Below are 17649 nucleotides of genomic sequence, written 5' to 3'. Positions count from 1 at the left end.
AGTTCACGCCCATCATGATTCGATCGAGAGAAGGTGGTTCTGCTGATTACCGACGACGACGGCTGCAGCGCGTTCCTCGTCGGTCAGCGTCTTCTGGTTTTCCTCGGGTATCAGCGAGACGTCCGCGGCGCGTCGCAGCCGTGCGAGAGCATCGTCGAGATCGCCACGAGGGATGTCTCGCAACTCGTTTCGCAAGCGAGACAGCCGAACGGTGCTACCGGGTTCACGTGCGAGCGACGCGTACGCGGTGCGAATCGAGGCCTCGATGTCGACGGTCTTGTCGGCCTTCTCGGAGCTGTCGAGGGGGGCGGTCTCGTCCCCGCGGGGCGAGAACACATCGGCCGGACGGCTGTCGGTGCGATCCAGCCAGCGACGTAACCCTGCCAACACGGTGAACATGGCCTTGCCTGCGCCTGTCGACCGAGCCGGTGGTTCACCGCCCATGAGCTCACCGCAGGTGCGCCACCCTTTGTCGGTCAGCTCCAGGGTCATCGGGCGCACCGAAGAATCGACCTCGATCAATCCCGCATTCTTCAGTTTGTCGCGGGAAGCCTTCGGTAGTTCGGGGCCGAGTCCCTTGAGGGCGCTGTTCTTCACCGGACTCGCTTCGGCCATCAGAACGAGCAGTACTGCTGCTTCGGTGCCGTTCAGGTCTTCGGTACTCATCGAGGATCCCCCTTCGATCGTCTTCTCGATACTGCCTCGCGGATGGTAGCCACAGCGCGGTGCGGGTCGTCCATCACCTGAGCGTTGGTGAACCGCAACACCATGTACCCGTGTGTCTGCAGCTGGTTGTCGCGCACGCGGTCCTCGGCGAAGCGCTGGGCGGCACGGTGCTCGTCGCCGTCGATTTCCACGATGACTCTCTCGGTGCGCCACAGTACGTCGACTGTGAACGGACGGCTGAGTTCGCCGAGCCGAATCGAGCGATTGTGCTCTCGACCGGTGGCCCATTCGTGCTGGTCCAGCGCTCTGTACAGGCGCTTCTCCGGATCGCTCGCCGGGTGTGGGTGCCCGGCGATCGGCGGATAGCTCAACGGCCGGAAGCGATCGAGGACAGTGCTGACGCCGGCAGGCACTTCGGGTGCGCGCACCGGTACGGACGGGAATCTGTCCATCCTCGACGAGCCACCGCCGGTGAGCCACACGCCCGCCCGTGCGTGAGCACACAGCCATTCCGCTGCGGTCGACACGAAGTCGGCGTCCACGGCGTCGGGTACGACCAGCACGAGAGCGACAACGTCGCGGCCGTGAGCTGCCGCGAGAGCTCGCGCCGAACCTGCCGCGCGGGTCTCGACGGTGAACACCGCCCGGCGTATCGGCCGTCCCGAGGAGGCCGACTCGGCCAGAGCCGCTATGTAGGGGCCGAAGTGTGCCGAGTCGGCAGCCAGGCGAACGGCGGACGTGCGAGCGGCACGCCGCTCCAACGTGGAGGTCCCTGCGTTGTGCTCGAACTCGGGGAGCCACAGCGCGGTCGAGTGGACCGCTGCGGTCTCCAGAGACGTGACCACCATCTCGACCAGGTCTGCCGAACGACGAGATGCCGGCTCGTCGACAGTGAAGAAGACGATCGCAGGTGCGTCGGCGGGGAGCGGGTTCGCGGATTCGGCGAGCTCGCGTTCGGACGCCCCGCGAAGTCGAGTCACTCGATCTGCGGGAAGACTCGACCACCAGCCTGCGGACTCACCGTTCCCGGTCACAGCTGCTCCCCGCCCACCCCTGTTGCCCCATCTCCGAACCGTACCGACAAGGTCCGACACGTAGGGGGCGAGCACGTCTCCGTGACGGCGATTTGGCTCTGGCATCGGCGTTCCCCTACACTTGACCGGTTGCCTGTGGCAGCGGTGTGTCTTCGTGCGCCCGCTCTCGGCAGCCGACCGCGCGTGTCGGGACGGAAATCCGGCACGTACGTACATCCAGGTCAAGGAGAAGTTAGTGATTCAGCAGGAGTCGCGAGTACGCGTCGCTGATAACACGGGCGCGAAGGAAATCCTTTGCATCCGCGTTCTCGGTGGTTCGTCACGTCGCTACGCCGGAATCGGCGACATCATCGTAGCTACGGTGAAAGACGCCATTCCCGGTGGAAACATCAAGAAGGGTGAGGTCGTCAAGGCCGTCATCGTCCGCACCGTCAAGGAGCGTCGCCGTCCGGATGGCTCGTACATCCGTTTCGACGAGAACGCTGCGGTGCTGATCAAGCCGGACCACGACCCCCGTGGAACCCGCATCTTCGGCCCGGTCGGCCGCGAGCTGCGTGAGAAGAAGTTCATGAAGATCGTCTCGCTCGCCCCGGAGGTGCTGTAAATGAAGGTGCACAAGGGCGACACCGTTCTCGTGATCGCAGGCAAGGACAAGGGTGCCAAGGGCAAGGTCATTCAGGCCTACCCCGCTGACTCCAAGGTCCTGGTCGAAGGCGTGAACCGCATCAAGAAGCACACCGCGGTCTCTGCCAACCAGCGCGGCGCATCCTCGGGTGGCATCGTCACTCAGGAAGCCCCGATCCACGTATCGAACGTCGCAGTTGTCGACTCGGACGGAAACCCCACTCGCGTGGGCTACCGGACCGACGAAGAATCCGGCAAGCGCGTTCGTGTTTCCCGCAAGAACGGGAAGGACATCTGAGATGACTACCACCGAGAACATCGCGGGCGAACAGCCCCGCCTCAAGGCGCGCTACCGCGCTGAGATCAAAGACGCCCTGAACACCGAGTTTGCATACGAAAACGTCATGCAGATCCCCGGCATCGTCAAGGTCGTCGTCAACATGGGTGTCGGCGACGCCGCCCGTGACGCCAAGCTGATCAACGGCGCAGTTGCAGACCTCGCTGCCATCACCGGCCAGAAGCCGGAGATCCGCAAGGCTCGCAAGTCCATCGCACAGTTCAAGCTGCGCGAAGGAATGCCCATCGGCGCACGCGTCACCCTCCGTGGCGACCGCATGTGGGAGTTCCTCGACCGTCTGGTTTCCATTGCCCTTCCCCGAATCAGGGACTTCCGCGGCCTCTCGGGCACGCAGTTCGACGGCAACGGAAACTACACGTTCGGCCTCAACGAGCAGTCGATGTTCCACGAGATCGACGTGGACAAGATCGACCGTCCGCGCGGCATGGACATCACCGTAGTAACCACCGCAACCAACAACGAAGAAGGCCGCGCGCTGCTCAAGCACCTCGGCTTCCCGTTCAAGGAGAACTGAGTCCATGGCGAAGAAGGCATTGGTCAACAAGGCCAACAAGAAGCCGAAGTTCGCGGTGCGTGCATACACTCGCTGCAACCGCTGCGGCCGTCCCCATTCCGTGTTCCGCAAGTTCGGCCTCTGCCGTATCTGCGTGCGCGAGATGGCACACGCCGGAGAGCTTCCCGGAGTTCGCAAGAGCTCCTGGTGATCTGAAGCCTCCGGGCTTCACCACACCACGCTGATGGGCGTGGGTTCCGAAAGGAACCCACGCCCATTTTGCGTTGCTCAGGTCCTGACTTTCACACCGACCACACGTCGTGTCGTAGACCCAGAGAGCGGACCAGATCCACCGCCGCATGATGATTCTGGCTGTCGACGAGCAGCAGCAGGCCACGCTCGGACATCGCCGACGCGAGGGCATCGGTGGAGACGGTTCTACATCCAGGCGGCATGTCCGGGTCTCCGAGTTCCCGGTAGGTGTCGGCAATCGCCACTACGTCCTCGACTGGATCGAATCCCCAGACGGTCACGAAATGTCCTACGTTCCAGTCGAATTCGGTCAACTCTGCAGTATGTACATTCGCCAACGATCCGAAGCGGAAAGGCCCGTCGGCAAGATGGTCGAGCAACAGACGCAATCTCTCGACGGAGGGCCCCACGATGGGAACCACGGCGACGCGGTGGTCGGTCGCGGTCTCGATGCCCTCCGTGAGACCTGCTGCCGTGGTCCCGGCTGCGTCGATCGATGCGGCTCTCGGCAGTAGATCCCACCCGTCGGTGATTCGGGGGGTTCCGGGAGGACGGGCCGAGTCGATTGCACCCGGCCAGATCGCGGACCTCGACGCGACCGCGAGGGCCGTCACGCCCGGTGCGTCGTCGCCCATGACGGCCGCCAGCGCAACCGATGCCGAGAACGGTCCGCAGAGTTGATCCGGTTGTGGCAGAGCATGATCGAGGGCCGAGACGATTGTGGTTGCCCCGACAAACCGTCGCAACACGTCAGTAGATCCAGCGCAGCGATTCGAGCAGTTCGTCCTCGGTATGGCTCTCCGCCCACGTGGCATCGGCGTCCCGGCAGGCGACGAACGCGCCCAGAAGTTCCATGCCCAACACGTCTCGGACCAGTGCGGACGACAGGAGGTCTTTGCGCTGTTGCGCGTGGGTCGTCGCGAGTGGGGAGATCCCCGCGGCATCCCGACGAGCATCGTCCCAACCTCCTACGTCCTCCTGGACCGGAGACGGCAACTGCGCCGAATCCGCCACTCCCGCCAGACCGGCCGCGATCGTGACGGCCAGCGCCAGATACGGATTGGCGGACGCGTCGCACGCCTTCAATTCGACGTTGGTGTGTTCCGGGCCGAGAAGGGGCGTGGCCGGTACGAGTCGCACTGCAGCCTCGCGGTTCTCGACGCCCCAGAATCCGAAGGCACCTGCCCAGTACCCCGGTCGACGACGCAGCAGTGACCCCGAACTCGGTGCCGTGATGGCAGTGAGTCCCGGGAGTTCTCGAACGAGGCCCGCGATGTACGCCTGCCCGGTGTCGGACAGTCCGTACTCTCCGTCGCCGGTCAGAGCGTTGTGACCGTCGCGAACCAGTGATGTGTGTAGGTGCCATCCGTTACCCGCACTGCTCGACGAGGGCAGGGGAGCGAAGCTTGCCCTCAGGCCCTGGGCTTTGGCCGCTGAGTGGATGGTCTGCCGCGCGAGTACCTGCGCGTCGGCCGCAGCAAGTGGATCGAGTGGACTCAATGCGATCTCCAGCTGGGAGCCGCCGTACTCGGCATGAATCTGCCCGATGTCGAGGCCATTCGCAGACAGCGCCTCGAGCAATAGAACGACGAATTGATCGACATCGCGGAGTGCGTTCGCCGAGTAGGCAGGTCCGCGATGAGCGGACAGTCCGTCCGACTCGCGAGTCAGGGCGAACTCGATCTCGAATCCGGCCCGTACCTCGAAACCGGCATCGGACGCCTTCTGCACCTGCCGCTCGAGAACTGAGCGCTGATCGTAGGGCCACGGTGTGCCGTCTGCCGAGACCTGTCGTCCGTGCGCCCAGGCCAGCCCCGGCTGTCCGGACAGGGCGACCACGCTCGACGCGCTCTCGATCACCGGAATCAACCGCACATCGCCGGACGGCGTCGACAGTCCTTCGTGGGCGAATGTGATCCCGTCATGCGAATCGAATACCGCGAACACCGCGGTGACTCCCACTCCACGCCGTGCGACTGCAGTCAATTCTGCGGTGGGCACGGTGCGTGATCGGACGATGCCGTTGTTGTCGACCCAGCCGATCGTCACCCCTGCGATGTTGCGGTCGCGCAGAGTGTGGGTGAGGTGGTCGATGTCGACTGCCTTCGAGTCCGTCATGGTCCGACGTTAGCGAAGAAGTACTCGTCGGGGTGTCCGACTGGACCCGAGCTGTCCCGCAATGGTAAGGCGATTTGGTCTTCGGGTGCGCGATGCCTACACTAGAGCGGTTGCCCGGGCTTCGTCGTGCCTGCACGCGAGTCCTTGCAATACAACAAACGCAACCTCGAGTTCTCCGCACGTCAGCATTGAACATGCGGAAGCTCGTAACACCTGGCAGTGCAGCGATGCATTGCTTGGAGCGCAACCCCTGACCGGCAACAGTCGGTCAGGACATGTTCACTTCGCTGTAGGCCCACGATGTGACGAGCCAGGCCCGATGGGTTCTCCGGAACCGGAAGGCACCAGCCCGCGCGTGCTGCATGGGAACCGCTGCGAGAAAGGTGCACAGGTCACACCATGACGATGACCGATCCAATTGCAGACTTCTTGACCCGTCTGCGCAACGCCAACTCGGCGTACCACGACGAGGTGAAGCTTCCCCACTCGAAGCTCAAGGCGAACATCGCCGAGATCCTCAAGCGCGAGGGCTACATCTCCGATTACCGCACGGAAGACGCCGAGGTGGGCAAGACCCTCATCGTCGATCTGAAGTACGGCCCGAGCCGTGAGCGCAGCCTCGCCGGCGTGCGACGCGTCTCCAAGCCCGGTCTCCGGGTGTACGCAAAATCCACCAATCTGCCCAAGGTTCTCGGCGGCCTGGGCGTGGCGATCATCTCCACGTCCACCGGTCTGCTCACGGAGCGTCAGGCTGCCAAGCAGGGTGTGGGCGGAGAAGTCCTCGCCTACGTCTGGTAGGGGAGGCCACACCATGTCACGTATTGGAAAATTGCCGGTCGCAGTCCCCGCTGGCGTCGATATCACCATCGACGGCCAGGACGTTGCGGTCAAGGGCCCCAAGGGTGCCCTGAGCCTGACAGTCGCCGAGCCCATCAAGATCGCCCGCGCCGACGACGGCACCATCGCCGTCACTCGGCCCGACGACGAGCGTAAGAGCCGCTCGCTGCATGGTCTCTCGCGCACTCTCGTCGCGAACCTCATCACCGGTGTCACCAACGGTTACACCACCAAGATGGAGATTCACGGCGTCGGTTACCGCGTCGTACTCAAGGGCAAGGACCTCGAGTTCGCACTCGGTTACAGCCATCCCGTGCTGATCGAAGCACCCGAGGGCATCACGTTCACGGTCGAGTCGCCCACGCGATTCACCGTTGTCGGCATCGACAAGCAGAAGGTCGGTCAGATCTCTGCCAACATTCGTCGTCTGCGGCGTCCGGACCCGTACAAGGGCAAGGGCATCCGCTACGAGGGTGAAGTGATCCGCCGCAAGGTCGGAAAGACGGGTAAGTGATATGAGCCAGCAAACAGCAGACAAGGCGAACGTCGTCAAGCGCACACCGCGCGGCACCGACGTCTCGACGAAGCGTCGCCTGTCGAAGGCACGTCGTCACTTCCGCCTTCGCAAGAAGATCTCCGGAACGCCCGAGCGTCCGCGCTTGGTCGTCAACCGGTCCTCGCGTCACATCCACGTGCAGTTGATCGACGACCTGGCGGGCCACACGCTGGCCAGCGCGTCGAGCATCGAAGCCGATGTGCGCGCACTCGAGGGCGACAAGAAGGCCGTCAGCGCGAAGGTCGGCGAGCTCATCGCCAGCCGTGCGAAGGCAGCCGGCGTCGAGGCAGTCGTGTTCGACCGCGGCGGCAACAACTACAGCGGCCGCATCGCGGCACTCGCAGACGCTGCCCGCGAAGGCGGGTTGACGTTCTGATGATGACAATGACTGACAACGGAAGGACAGCCTGATGCCGGGACGTCAACGGCGTGACGGCGGAAGCGGCCCCGCCGGACAGAACAGTGGCCCCAACGCAGGTGGCGACAACAACCAGCGCGGCGACAACCGCGGTGGTGGCGGTCGCGATCGTCGTGACAACGGCCGTGGCGGCAACGCTGCGGACAAGTCGAACTTCATCGAGAAGGTCGTCACGATCAACCGCGTCTCCAAGGTGGTCAAGGGTGGTCGACGCTTCAGCTTCACCGCCCTCGTCATCGTCGGTGACGGCAACGGACTGGTCGGCGTCGGCTACGGCAAGGCCAAGGAAGTTCCCGCGGCCATCCAGAAGGGTGTCGAGGAGGCTCGCAAGAGCTTCTTCCGCGTCCCGATGATCGCCGGCACCATCACCCACCCCATCCAGGGCGAAGCCGCTGCCGGCGTCGTCATGTTGCGTCCGGCCAGCGCCGGTACCGGCGTCATCGCCGGTGGTGCTGTTCGCGCAGTGCTGGAGTGTGCCGGTGTCCACGACGTGCTGTCGAAGTCGCTCGGTAGCGACAACGCCATCAACGTCGTGCACGCGACCGTCGCAGCCCTCAAGGGTCTGCAGCGTCCCGAGGAAGTTGCGGCTCGCCGCGGCCTCACCCTCGAAGAGGTTGCACCCGCCGGAATGCTGCGCGCACGCGCACAGGCAGGAGCGGTGAAGTAATGGCTCAGCTGAAGGTCACTCAGATCAAGAGCACCATCGGCCAGAAGGCGAACCAGCGTGACAGCCTGCGTACTCTCGGGCTCAAGGGCATCCGCCAGACGGTCGTCCGCGAGGACAACCCGCAGAACCGCGGACTGGTCAACACGGTGCGCCACCTCGTAACTGTTGAGGAGGTCTAACCATGACCATCAAACTGCACCACCTGCGCCCCGCAGCCGGATCCAAGTCGACGAAGATTCGCGTCGGCCGTGGTGAAGGTGGCAAGCGCGGCAAGACCGCAGGTCGCGGTACCAAGGGAACCGGCGCACGCAAGAACGTGCCGGCACGCTTCGAGGGTGGCCAGATGCCCCTCCACATGCGGCTCCCGAAGCTCAAGGGCTTCACCAACCGCAACCGTGTCGTGTTCCAGGTCGTGAACCTGCGCGACATCGAGCGCCTGTTCCCCGAGGGTGGTCAGATCGGTATCCCCGAGCTGATCGCCAAGGGAGCTGTTCGCAAGAACGAGCTCGTCAAGGTTCTCGGAGACGGAAACCTCACCGTGAAGGTCGATATCTCGGCCAACAAGTTCACGGGCTCCGCCAAGGAAAAGATCGCCGCTGCCGGCGGTTCTGCAACCGAGGTATGAGCATTGCTTCGATGTGCTGAGTAGCAGCGCGTCGAGCAGCAGTTCGTGACGATGGCCGCAGCCACAGCTCTCGTAGCTGAGCTGCGGCCATCGTTGCCTACACGGAATGTCGTGTGTGTCGACCGATCGGCCAGGGTCCAACACTGACCGTCGGTCCGGTCGATGCGCACTGTTAGAGTTCTAGAGTTCAGAGAAGTTCGTATCGATGCGGTCGATGTATGTCGTCCGCAGTCCATGCTCGTGAGGCTCACGGGAGCATCAGTCGCTCCCGACGAAGCACTCGCGGCGTCAACGCAGTCGTGCCAGGAGGATCTTTGCTTTCCGCCTTCGTGTCGGCCCTCAGGACTCCTGACCTGAGACGGAAGATCCTCTTCACGCTCGGTCTGGTGGCCCTGTATCGCTTCGGTGCAACACTGCCGTCGCCGGGTGTCGACTACGCCAATGTCCGAGCATGCATCGACCAGGTCTCCGGTGGAGATTCGGCGGGCATCTACTCGTTGATCAACTTGTTCTCCGGTGGAGCGCTCCTCCAGCTCTCGGTGTTCGCGATCGGCATCATGCCGTACATCACCGCCAGCATCATCGTGCAGCTGCTCACCGTCGTCATCCCCAAGTTCGAGGAACTCCGCAAGGAGGGACAGTCGGGCCAGGCCAAGATGACGCAGTACACGCGTTACCTGTCGATCGCACTGGCCATCCTGCAGGCGACCGGCCTGGTGGCCCTCGCTTCGCGCGGCCAGTTGCTCCAGGGATGTCAGCAGGACATCATCGCCGACCAGTCCATCTTCGGGCTCGTCATCATCGTGCTGGTCATGACTGCAGGCGCAGCCGTCGTGATGTGGTTCGGCGAGGTCATCACCGAGCGCGGTGTCGGCAACGGAATGTCGCTGCTGATCTTCGCCGGAATTGCGTCGCGCATCCCGTCCGAGGGCAACTCGATTCTGGAGAGCCGCGGCGGGTTGGTCTTCGGGTTCGTCTGCTTCGCAGCGTTCCTCATCATCACCGGTGTGGTCTTCGTCGAGCAGGGTCAGCGCCGAATTCCGGTCCAGTACGCCAAGCGCATGGTCGGGCGGAAGATGTACGGCGGCTCGTCCACGTATCTGCCGCTCAAGGTCAACCAGGCCGGCGTCATCCCGGTGATCTTCGCGTCCTCGCTCCTCTACCTACCCAATCTCATCGCCCAGCTCACGTCCGCCAGCACCGCAACCGATCCGAGCTGGTGGCAGCGGATCATCAACGAGTATCTGGTGAACCCGGCGAACCCGGTGTACATCGCTATCTTCTTCGGGCTGATCGTCTTCTTCACGTACTTCTACGTGGCGATCACGTTCAACCCCGAAGAGCGGGCCGACGAGATGAAGAAGTTCGGTGGATTCATCCCGGGCATTCGACCGGGTAAGCCGACAGCCGATTACCTCAACTACGTTCTCAGTCGCATCACGCTGCCCGGTGCGGTGTACCTGGGCACCATTGCGGTGCTTCCCAACCTGTTCCTCGACATCGGCAGTTCGGGCGGAGCTCAAAACCTTCCGTTCGGTGGTACCGCCGTGTTGATCATGGTCAGCGTGGGCCTCGACACCGTGAAGCAGATCGAAAGCCAGCTGATGCAGCGTAACTACGAAGGGTTCCTCAAGTGAGACTTGTTCTGCTCGGTCCCCCCGGTGCCGGCAAAGGCACTCAGGCCGTCCTCCTCTCCGAGAAGCTGGGCGTGCCACACATCTCGACAGGCGATCTCTTTCGCGCCAACATCGGCGAGAAGACCCCGCTCGGATTGGAAGCGAAGAAGTACCTCGACGCGGGCGACCTCGTGCCGAGCGAACTCACCGTGGACATGGTGCGCAGTCGACTCGCCGAGCCCGACGCCGTCAACGGATTCCTGCTCGACGGTTTCCCGCGTTCGGTCGGTCAGGCCGAAGCTCTGGTCGACATCCTCTCCGACCTGAACGCGCATCTCGATGCAGTGCTGTCCTTCGTCGTCGACGAGGACGTCGTCGTGGACCGCATGCTGGCGCGCGGCCGTGAGGACGACAAAGAGGACGTCATCCGTAATCGGCTCAAGGTATACCGCGACGAGACGGCACCGCTGTTGGACTACTACTCCGACAAGCTGGTCACCGTCGATGCGATCGGTGAGGTGGACGAAGTCAACGCCCGCGCGCTGAAGTCCATCGAGGACCACGGCAAGTAATGGCGTTCGGCCGTAAACGAAAAGTTGTCCCGTTCAAGAGCGCTGGTGAGCTCGACGCGATGGCGGCAGCCGGTGCCGTGGTAGGTGCCGCTCTCGTCGCCGTACGGGATGCAGCCAAGTTCGGGGTCTCGACGCTCGAACTCGACCGAGTTGCCGAGGCGGTCATCCGTGATGCCGGTGCGGTGCCCTCTTTCCTGGGGTACCACGGTTTCACCGGCAGCATCTGCTCCTCGGTGAACGACCGCGTGGTGCACGGCATTCCGTCGGCGGACGAGTTGTTGGTCACCGGGGATCTCGTGTCCATCGACTGCGGTGCCGTTCTGGACGGTTGGCACGGAGATTCGGCGTGGACGTTCGGCGTCGGCGACATCATCGAGGCCGATGCGTTGCTGAGCGATGCGACGAGGCTTTCCATGGAGGCCGGGATCGCAGCGATGATCCCCGGCAATCGTCTGACCGACATCTCCCACGCCATCGAGTCCGGTACGCACGCGGCCGAGGATGCTCACGGTCGTAAATACGGAATCGTCGACGGTTACGGCGGCCACGGAATCGGCCGCGAAATGCATATGGACCCGTTCCTGGCGAACGAGGGCGCGCCGGGCAAAGGCCCGGAACTCGTGGTGGGTTCCACGCTGGCCATCGAACCGATGTTGACGCTCGGTACCTACGAGACCGACATTCTCGACGACGGGTGGACCGTGGTGACCACCGATGGTTCACGCGCGGCGCACTGGGAACACACGGTCGCGGTGACCGAGGACGGCCCGCGAATCCTGACGGTTCGGCCTCGCTAGAACTACCAGGTCAACGCTCACCAGGTGAGTGACGAGTACCGGCGGCCCCCTCGGATGAGTCCGAGGTGGGCTGCCGTCAGGCGCAGCCAGAGGCGAGTCGGCATCCGAGTCAGTGCGGTCGGCAGCAATGGGTTTCGTACCGCGAGCGCGAGGAGCGCTACGGAAATTGTGCTGATTCGGAACGGCGGGCATCCGGCAGCCCGATACATTCCGCGGACGTGGGCCGATCCGTATCCGAGTGCCCCCGCCTGTTTCCAATTGTCCCGGTAGCCGGTACGCAGACGATATTCGACCAGCGGCTCGGCTATGAAGTGCAGGCGGGCACCCGATTGCTGTGCGCGCCAGGAGAATTCCATGTCCTCGCTGGCATGAACGAATTCGAACATCCCGCCGAGATCTCGGTAGGTCGACGCGCGGCACGCCATACTCGCCCCGATGACGAACGGGCGAAAGGGCGACTTGCCCTGATTCGAAGGTGGGGCGAACGGAACTGCGGCGCGCGTCGCTTCGGAGTTCAGCGCCTCGGTGCTCAGGCCGGTTCCCACGAGGTCGTAGCTGTTCAGTTCGGCGGTGATGCGCCGCAGCCATGTCGGGTGTACGACGTCGTCGGCATCGCAGAAGGCCAGCAGCGGGCCCTCGGCTGCTTCCGCACCGCGATTGCGGGCATGCGACGCGCCCGGGGTGCCGGACGAATCGACGTACTTCAGATTCAAGCGGGCCCGTAGTGCGTGGTCCTGCACGAACTCGCGCACTCCGTCGGTCGAGCCGTTGTCGCTGACGACGACCTCGAACGGGCCGTCGTAGTCCTGGTGGGCGAGCGCGCGTAGTTGCTCGTCGAGCACATCTCTGGCGTTGTGTACGGGAATGATCACGGAGACGGCTGGGCCGGACGGGTTGGAACTCAAGAGGGCACCTTGCGGGCTCGGTGGCTGAACGATGGCGGGCGGACGAAAGGTTAGCTCAGTTAATCTAACGTCGCCATCCGACGCGTTTCGTGCCCGCTTCGCGCGCATTTGGCCAGATGTGCCTTTGCCGGTAACATAGATCGACGGTGCGCCCTGCGTACCGGATGTCCGCATGCCTCGAGGGCTGTGCGGCCCTCCGGCGATACTCCGACTCGGTTCCGAGGAGTCGGTCAGTGGGCATCACGGTAACGGAAACAGATGCAATCAACCAGGTGTGAGAGCCAGGATCGCGGAGGATATGGCCAAGAAAGACGGTGCTATCGAGGTAGAGGGCCGAGTTGTCGAACCGCTGCCCAATGCGATGTTTCGCATTGAGCTCGAAAACGGCCACAAGGTACTCGCCCACATCAGCGGAAAGATGCGTCAGCACTACATCCGCATCCTTCCCGAGGATCGCGTCGTGGTAGAGCTTTCGCCCTACGACCTCACGCGTGGACGCATCGTTTACCGCTACAAGTAAGAGCTTCCTCGGCCATGTCCGGTCGGGGAGAACCATGCTCGGTCCGCTGCTCGCAGCGCGTCCGAGCTACACACAGGAGATCAACGACGTGAAGGTTCAGCCGAGCGTCAAGAAGATCTGCGAGAAGTGCAAGGTGATTCGTCGTAACGGACGCGTCATGGTGATCTGCGACAACCTGCGTCACAAGCAGCGTCAGGGATAACCACCGAGCATCACGCACGTCGGCTTGGCAACAGCTAGAAGATGACCTCCCAGCACCAACCGCAACACACGCGTTGCGGCAGACCCCCGGCACGGAGGCCGGGGCCCCACTGAGTTTGTTGAAAGACGCTTCCCACCCCAGCGGTGAGAAGGACACAGGGGACGGACTGGGAGCAGACCTCCGGACAAGAAAAGGAAATGCCACATGGCACGTCTCGCAGGTGTGGATCTGCCGCGCGAAAAGCGCATGGAGATCGCACTGACTTACATCTACGGCGTCGGCCGTACCCGCTCCAAGGAAATTCTCGCAGCAACGGGCGTCAGCCCCGACCTGCGCAGCAAGGATCTTGGCGACGACGATCTGCGCAAGCTCAGCGATTACATCAACGAGTCCCTCAAGGTCGAGGGCGATCTGCGCCGCGAGGTGCAGGCCGACATCCGACGCAAGATCGAAATCGGCTGCTACCAGGGTCTTCGCCACCGTCGTGGTCTGCCCGTCCGTGGACAGCGCACCAAGACCAATGCGCGTACCCGTAAGGGACCCAAGCGCACCATTGCCGGCAAGAAGAAGGCGAAGTAATGCCCCCCAAAGCACGCGGTACCGGTCCGAAGAAGGCGCAGAAGACGCGTCGCAGGGACAAGAAGAACGTCCCGCACGGATCTGCGCACATCAAGAGCACGTTCAACAACACGATCGTGTCGATCACCGACCCCGCCGGAAACGTCATCTCGTGGGCGTCCTCGGGACACGTGGGCTTCAAGGGCTCGCGCAAGTCGACTCCGTTCGCCGCACAGCTCGCAGCCGAGAACGCTGCGCGCAAGGCTCAGGAGCACGGCGTCAAGAAGGTCGACGTGTTCGTCAAGGGTCCCGGCTCCGGCCGTGAGACCGCGATCCGCTCACTTCAGGCCGCAGGCCTCGAGGTCGGCACCATCTCCGATGTCACCCCTCAGCCGCACAACGGCTGCCGTCCGCCCAAGCGGCGTCGGGTCTAGCGGGAAGGAAAGGTTTAGAAAATGGCACGTTATACCGGTCCTATCACCCGCAAGTCGCGTCGTCTGCGCGTCGACCTCGTCGGAGGCGACCAGGCGTTCGAGCGTCGTCCCTACCCGCCCGGCCAGCACGGCCGCGCGCGGATCAAGGAGAGCGAGTACCTGCTCCAGCTGCAGGAGAAGCAGAAGGCTCGCTTCACCTACGGCGTCATGGAGAAGCAGTTCCGTCTGTACTACAAGGAAGCCAACAGGGCCGCCGGCAAGACGGGTGAGAACCTGCTGACCATCCTCGAGACTCGCCTCGACAACGTCGTCTACCGTGCGGGTCTCGCACGTACGCGTCGTCAGGCACGCCAGCTGGTCACCCATGGCCACTTCCTCGTGAACAACAAGCGAGTGGACATCCCCAGCTACCGCGTCTCGCAGTACGACATCATCGATGTCCGCGAGAAGTCCGCGCAGACCCTGCCGATCCAGATCGCCCGTGAGAGCTACGGCGATCGTCCGGTGGCTCCGTGGCTGCAGGTCGTCCCCAACCGTCTTCGCATCCTGGTTCACCGGGTGCCGGAGCGCGCACAGATCGACGTGCCGCTCCAGGAGCAGCTCATCGTCGAGTACTACTCGAAGTAAGGCGCAGCACGCATGTGAGTCTCCTCGCGAGGCTCACATGCGTCTTCGCCTCCACACGTGGGCGTCAAATAGCGGACGCCCGTACAGGAGGAACACAGAATGCTCATTTCACAGCGCCCGACGCTGACCGAAGAGGTCATCGCCGACAACCGCTCGAAATTCGTCATCGAGCCGCTCGAGCCCGGCTTCGGTTACACACTCGGCAACTCGCTCCGCCGCACCCTGCTGTCGTCGATCCCCGGCGCTGCTGTCACCAGCATCCGTATCGACGGCGTCCTCCACGAATTCACCACCGTTCCCGGAGTCAAGGAAGATGTCACCGACATCATCCTGAACCTCAAGGGACTCGTGGTGAGCTCCGAAGAAGACGAACCGGTCACCATGTACGTCCGCAAGCAGGGCCCCGGCGCTGTCACCGCAGGCGACATCGTGCCTCCGGCCGGCGTCACGGTGAACAACCCGGATCTGCACATCGCGACCCTGAACGACAAGGGCAAGTTGGAGATCGAGCTCGTCGTCGAGCGCGGTCGCGGCTACGTCCCCGCCGTTCAGAACAAGGCATCGGGTGCCGAGATCGGCCGTATTCCGGTCGACTCGATCTACTCGCCCGTGCTCAAGGTCACCTACAAGGTGGAGGCCACCCGCGTCGAACAGCGCACCGACTTCGATCGGCTCGTTCTCGACGTGGAGACCAAGAATTCCATCACCGCGCGGGACGCGCTCGCTTCGGCGGGCAAGACCCTGGTTGAGCTCTTCGGCCTCGCCCGTGAGCTGAACGTCGAAGCAGAAGGCATCGAGATCGGACCCTCGCCCGCCGAGGCCGATCACATCGCATCCTTCGGACTCCCCATCGAGGATCTGGACCTGACGGTTCGTTCCTACAACTGCCTCAAGCGCGAAGGTGTTCACACCGTCGGTGAGTTGGTTGGTCGTACCGAGTCCGATCTGCTCGACATCCGTAACTTCGGGCAGAAGTCCATCGACGAGGTGAAGGTCAAGCTGCACTCGCTCGGCCTTTCCCTCAAGGACAGCCCCGCGTCGTTCGATCCGAGCACCGTGCCTGGCTACGACGCCACCACGGGCACGTGGAGTGACACCGACGCAGGCTCCTTCGGCGATACCGAAGGCGCCGAGCAGGACTACGCCGAGACAGAACAGCTGTAATCAGCTCGCTGGAGCTCTTACTAGGAGATTCATCATGCCCAAGCCCACCAAGGGCCGCCGTCTCGGCGGGTCGGCGTCACACCAGAAGGCCATCCTGGCCAACCTGGCGACGTCACTCTTCGAGCACGGCCGCATCACCACCACCGAGTCGAAGGCCAAGCGCCTTCGTCCCCACGCCGAGAAGCTCGTCACCCATGCCAAGAAGGGTGATCTGGCCCATCGTCGTGAGGTTCTCAAGACGATCAACAACAAAGATGTCGTGCACAAGCTCTTCGCCGAGATCGGGCCTTTCTTCGCCGATCGCGACGGTGGCTACACGCGCATCATCAAGACCGTCCCCCGTAAGGGTGACAACTCGCCGATGGCCATCATCGAGCTCGTCAACGAGCAGACGGTGTCCAACGAAGCCGACCGCGCGCGCCGCGTGAAGGCATCGAAGGCTGCTCCCGCCGCAACCGAGGCTCCGGCCGAGGACACGGCAGACGACAACGTCGTCGAGGCTGTCGAAGCCGACGCGACCGACGCCGAGGTGGCCAACGCCGACGCAGTCATCGAAGGCATCGAGGACAACGACGCTCACGCGTCGGACGCCCCCGAGGCCGAGGATGCGAAGAAGGACTAGTCCTTGTGAGCTCCGAGCACGACCGAAGCGGGCCCGCCATTTCCTCAGGAGATGGCGGGCCCGCTTTGTCGGTCCCCACCAGATATCGGCTCGACATCTCGTACGACGGCACGAACTTCTCCGGCTGGGCTCGGCAACCCGGTATCCGAACCGTGTGTGGCGTGCTCGAGGAGGCTTTCTCCACGGTGCTCCGTCAACCGGTCGAGCTGACGGTGGCCGGTCGAACCGACGCCGGAGTGCACGCGACCGGTCAGGTTGCACATTTCGACGCCGTGGGTGTGCCGGACGAGCACGACCGGTTGATTCGAAGAATGGCGCGCTTCCTTCCCGCCGACGTCCGGGTTCGTGCGATCACGGAGGTCTCGCCCGACTTCGACGCTCGGTTCTCGGCATATCGCCGTCACTACGAGTACCGATTCGGCACAGCGCTCTACGGCGTCGATCCTCTGGATGTCGCCGGAGTCGTGTCCTGGCCTCGGCCGATCGATCTGGACGCGGTACGCGAGGCGTCGCAGGCACTGATCGGACTGCACGATTTCGCAGCGTTCTGCAAGAGGCGAGACGGTGCCACGACAGTGCGAGAACTGCAGCGCTTCGACTGGGAACGCGAGGGGGATCGATTGACCGCGTACGTCAGCGCCGATGCGTTCTGCTGGTCGATGGTGCGCAGTCTGGTCGGGGCGATGCAGGCCGTCGGTGAAGGACGACGAACCCCCGACTGGGCACGTTCCCTGCTCGGTCGTCGAGAACGCGCGAGCGAGGTGGCAGTGGCCCCGGCCCACGGACTTGCCCTGGTGCGGGTCGACTATCCACCAGCCGACATGTTGGCCGCGCGCAATGCTGCCACCCGGGAGACTCGACCGGCAATCGTCGGCGACGAATGCTGTGGAGGAGAAGGATGAGCGACGATTGCGCCGGGTCCGGTGCCGACACGATCCAGCCGATACGTCTAGCGGTGGTCACCGGCAGCGTTCGGGAGGGGCG

At 63.6% G+C, this 17649-nt stretch carries 26 protein-coding genes; 21 read left to right on the top strand and 5 right to left on the bottom strand.

Features of this window, described 5'->3' with window-relative positions:
* Window positions 1-12: 12 nt before the first annotated feature.
* Together CH278_RS12070 and CH278_RS12065 are read right to left on the bottom strand one after the other, a co-directional pair.
* Window positions 13-666 carry a hypothetical protein gene (locus tag CH278_RS12070; RefSeq protein ID WP_094621978.1) on the bottom strand — a complete coding sequence of 218 codons (654 nt, stop codon included), beginning with the start codon at window positions 664-666 and terminating at the stop codon, window positions 13-15.
* Complete coding sequence (locus tag CH278_RS12065; RefSeq protein ID WP_256991780.1) at window positions 663-1700, bottom strand: endonuclease domain-containing protein; 1038 nt, start codon at window positions 1698-1700, stop codon at window positions 663-665. The genes CH278_RS12070 and CH278_RS12065 overlap by 4 nt, the downstream gene beginning before the upstream one ends.
* Before the next feature lie 235 nt (window positions 1701-1935).
* Between CH278_RS12065 and rplN the strand changes: the two genes are divergently transcribed.
* From rplN to CH278_RS12045, 4 genes are read left to right on the top strand one after another with little or no spacing between them, the layout of a single operon-like run.
* Window positions 1936-2304 (top strand): 50S ribosomal protein L14, encoded by a 369-nt coding sequence (gene rplN / locus CH278_RS12060; protein ID WP_027496320.1) that lies wholly within the window; start codon window positions 1936-1938, stop codon window positions 2302-2304.
* Entirely contained in the window at window positions 2305-2622 is a 318-nt protein-coding gene (gene rplX, locus CH278_RS12055) for a 50S ribosomal protein L24 (protein ID WP_008718278.1), read from the top strand.
* 1 nt (window position 2623) lies between these two features.
* A complete protein-coding gene (gene rplE / locus CH278_RS12050; protein ID WP_008718275.1) occupies window positions 2624-3196 on the top strand; it encodes a 50S ribosomal protein L5 in 573 nt (190 codons plus the stop codon).
* Window positions 3197-3200: 4 nt separating this feature from the next.
* Window positions 3201-3386 (top strand): type Z 30S ribosomal protein S14, encoded by a 186-nt coding sequence (locus CH278_RS12045; protein ID WP_008718273.1) that lies wholly within the window; start codon window positions 3201-3203, stop codon window positions 3384-3386.
* Window positions 3387-3477: 91 nt separating this feature from the next.
* Here the strand turns inward: CH278_RS12045 and CH278_RS12040 are convergent, their stop codons facing one another.
* Window positions 3478-4176, bottom strand: coding sequence for a DUF6885 family protein (locus CH278_RS12040; protein WP_094621976.1), 699 nt, complete (start codon window positions 4174-4176; stop codon window positions 3478-3480).
* Window position 4177: 1 nt separating this feature from the next.
* Complete coding sequence (locus CH278_RS12035) at window positions 4178-5545, bottom strand: glutamine synthetase family protein (RefSeq protein WP_094621975.1); 1368 nt, start codon at window positions 5543-5545, stop codon at window positions 4178-4180.
* A 399-nt stretch (window positions 5546-5944) separates the two neighbouring features.
* Here CH278_RS12035 and rpsH point away from each other — a divergent pair, with 399 nt between their 5' ends.
* The 9 genes from rpsH to map all read left to right on the top strand — a co-directional run bounded on the left by rpsH (window position 5945) and on the right by map (window position 11633).
* Entirely contained in the window at window positions 5945-6343 is a 399-nt protein-coding gene (gene rpsH, locus CH278_RS12030) for a 30S ribosomal protein S8 (protein ID WP_008718266.1), read from the top strand.
* 13 nt (window positions 6344-6356) lie between these two features.
* On the top strand, window positions 6357-6896 hold the full coding sequence (gene rplF / locus CH278_RS12025) for a 50S ribosomal protein L6 (protein ID WP_027496323.1): 540 nt from the start codon (window positions 6357-6359) through the stop codon (window positions 6894-6896).
* Between the two features lies 1 nt (window position 6897).
* Window positions 6898-7314, top strand: a complete 417-nt coding sequence (gene rplR, locus CH278_RS12020) for a 50S ribosomal protein L18 (protein ID WP_032365631.1) — start codon at window positions 6898-6900, stop codon at window positions 7312-7314.
* A gap of 34 nt (window positions 7315-7348) precedes the next feature.
* Complete coding sequence (gene rpsE, locus CH278_RS12015; protein WP_032365630.1) at window positions 7349-8023, top strand: 30S ribosomal protein S5; 675 nt, start codon at window positions 7349-7351, stop codon at window positions 8021-8023.
* Complete coding sequence (rpmD, locus tag CH278_RS12010; RefSeq protein ID WP_008718256.1) at window positions 8023-8202, top strand: 50S ribosomal protein L30; 180 nt, start codon at window positions 8023-8025, stop codon at window positions 8200-8202. Before rpsE ends, rpmD begins: the two co-directional genes overlap by 1 nt.
* 2 nt (window positions 8203-8204) lie before the next feature.
* Window positions 8205-8648, top strand: coding sequence for a 50S ribosomal protein L15 (rplO, locus tag CH278_RS12005; RefSeq protein WP_027496326.1), 444 nt, complete (start codon window positions 8205-8207; stop codon window positions 8646-8648).
* Between the two features lie 314 nt (window positions 8649-8962).
* Window positions 8963-10285: a preprotein translocase subunit SecY gene (gene secY / locus CH278_RS12000; RefSeq protein WP_027496327.1), complete on the top strand. Its 1323-nt coding sequence runs from the start codon at window positions 8963-8965 to the stop codon at window positions 10283-10285.
* Window positions 10282-10836, top strand: a complete 555-nt coding sequence (locus tag CH278_RS11995) for an adenylate kinase (RefSeq protein ID WP_027496328.1) — start codon at window positions 10282-10284, stop codon at window positions 10834-10836. The genes secY and CH278_RS11995 overlap by 4 nt, the downstream gene beginning before the upstream one ends.
* Window positions 10836-11633 (top strand): type I methionyl aminopeptidase, encoded by a 798-nt coding sequence (gene map / locus CH278_RS11990; protein WP_094621974.1) that lies wholly within the window; start codon window positions 10836-10838, stop codon window positions 11631-11633. Before CH278_RS11995 ends, map begins: the two co-directional genes overlap by 1 nt.
* Window positions 11634-11650: 17 nt before the next feature.
* On the opposite strand, the gene CH278_RS11985 is transcribed toward map, so the two are convergent.
* The gene (locus tag CH278_RS11985; protein WP_179274365.1) at window positions 11651-12538 is read right to left on the bottom strand and encodes a glycosyltransferase; all 888 of its coding nucleotides are present in this window, start codon (window positions 12536-12538) and stop codon (window positions 11651-11653) included.
* Between the two features lie 298 nt (window positions 12539-12836).
* Between CH278_RS11985 and infA the strand changes: the two genes are divergently transcribed.
* The 8 genes from infA to truA all read left to right on the top strand — a co-directional run bounded on the left by infA (window position 12837) and on the right by truA (window position 17567).
* Complete coding sequence (gene infA, locus CH278_RS11980; RefSeq protein WP_005140011.1) at window positions 12837-13058, top strand: translation initiation factor IF-1; 222 nt, start codon at window positions 12837-12839, stop codon at window positions 13056-13058.
* Between the two features lie 88 nt (window positions 13059-13146).
* Entirely contained in the window at window positions 13147-13260 is a 114-nt protein-coding gene (gene rpmJ / locus CH278_RS11975) for a 50S ribosomal protein L36 (protein ID WP_025347279.1), read from the top strand.
* 204 nt (window positions 13261-13464) lie between these two features.
* Window positions 13465-13839 carry a 30S ribosomal protein S13 gene (rpsM, locus tag CH278_RS11970; RefSeq protein ID WP_027496330.1) on the top strand — a complete coding sequence of 125 codons (375 nt, stop codon included), beginning with the start codon at window positions 13465-13467 and terminating at the stop codon, window positions 13837-13839.
* Window positions 13839-14252: a 30S ribosomal protein S11 gene (rpsK, locus tag CH278_RS11965; protein ID WP_027496331.1), complete on the top strand. Its 414-nt coding sequence runs from the start codon at window positions 13839-13841 to the stop codon at window positions 14250-14252. The genes rpsM and rpsK overlap by 1 nt, the downstream gene beginning before the upstream one ends.
* Window positions 14253-14273: 21 nt before the next feature.
* Window positions 14274-14879, top strand: a complete 606-nt coding sequence (rpsD, locus tag CH278_RS11960; protein WP_008718223.1) for a 30S ribosomal protein S4 — start codon at window positions 14274-14276, stop codon at window positions 14877-14879.
* 99 nt (window positions 14880-14978) lie between these two features.
* On the top strand, window positions 14979-16043 hold the full coding sequence (locus CH278_RS11955) for a DNA-directed RNA polymerase subunit alpha (RefSeq protein WP_027496332.1): 1065 nt from the start codon (window positions 14979-14981) through the stop codon (window positions 16041-16043).
* Between the two features lie 34 nt (window positions 16044-16077).
* On the top strand, window positions 16078-16665 hold the full coding sequence (gene rplQ, locus CH278_RS11950) for a 50S ribosomal protein L17 (RefSeq protein ID WP_027496333.1): 588 nt from the start codon (window positions 16078-16080) through the stop codon (window positions 16663-16665).
* 5 nt (window positions 16666-16670) lie between these two features.
* Complete coding sequence (gene truA / locus CH278_RS11945; RefSeq protein WP_027496334.1) at window positions 16671-17567, top strand: tRNA pseudouridine(38-40) synthase TruA; 897 nt, start codon at window positions 16671-16673, stop codon at window positions 17565-17567.
* Window positions 17568-17649: the final 82 nt, after the last annotated feature.

This window comes from Rhodococcus sp. 05-2254-5 (assembly GCF_002258575.1).
Classification (GTDB): domain Bacteria; phylum Actinomycetota; class Actinomycetes; order Mycobacteriales; family Mycobacteriaceae; genus Rhodococcoides; species Rhodococcoides fascians.
This window is presented reverse-complemented; position numbering and strand designations above follow the sequence as displayed.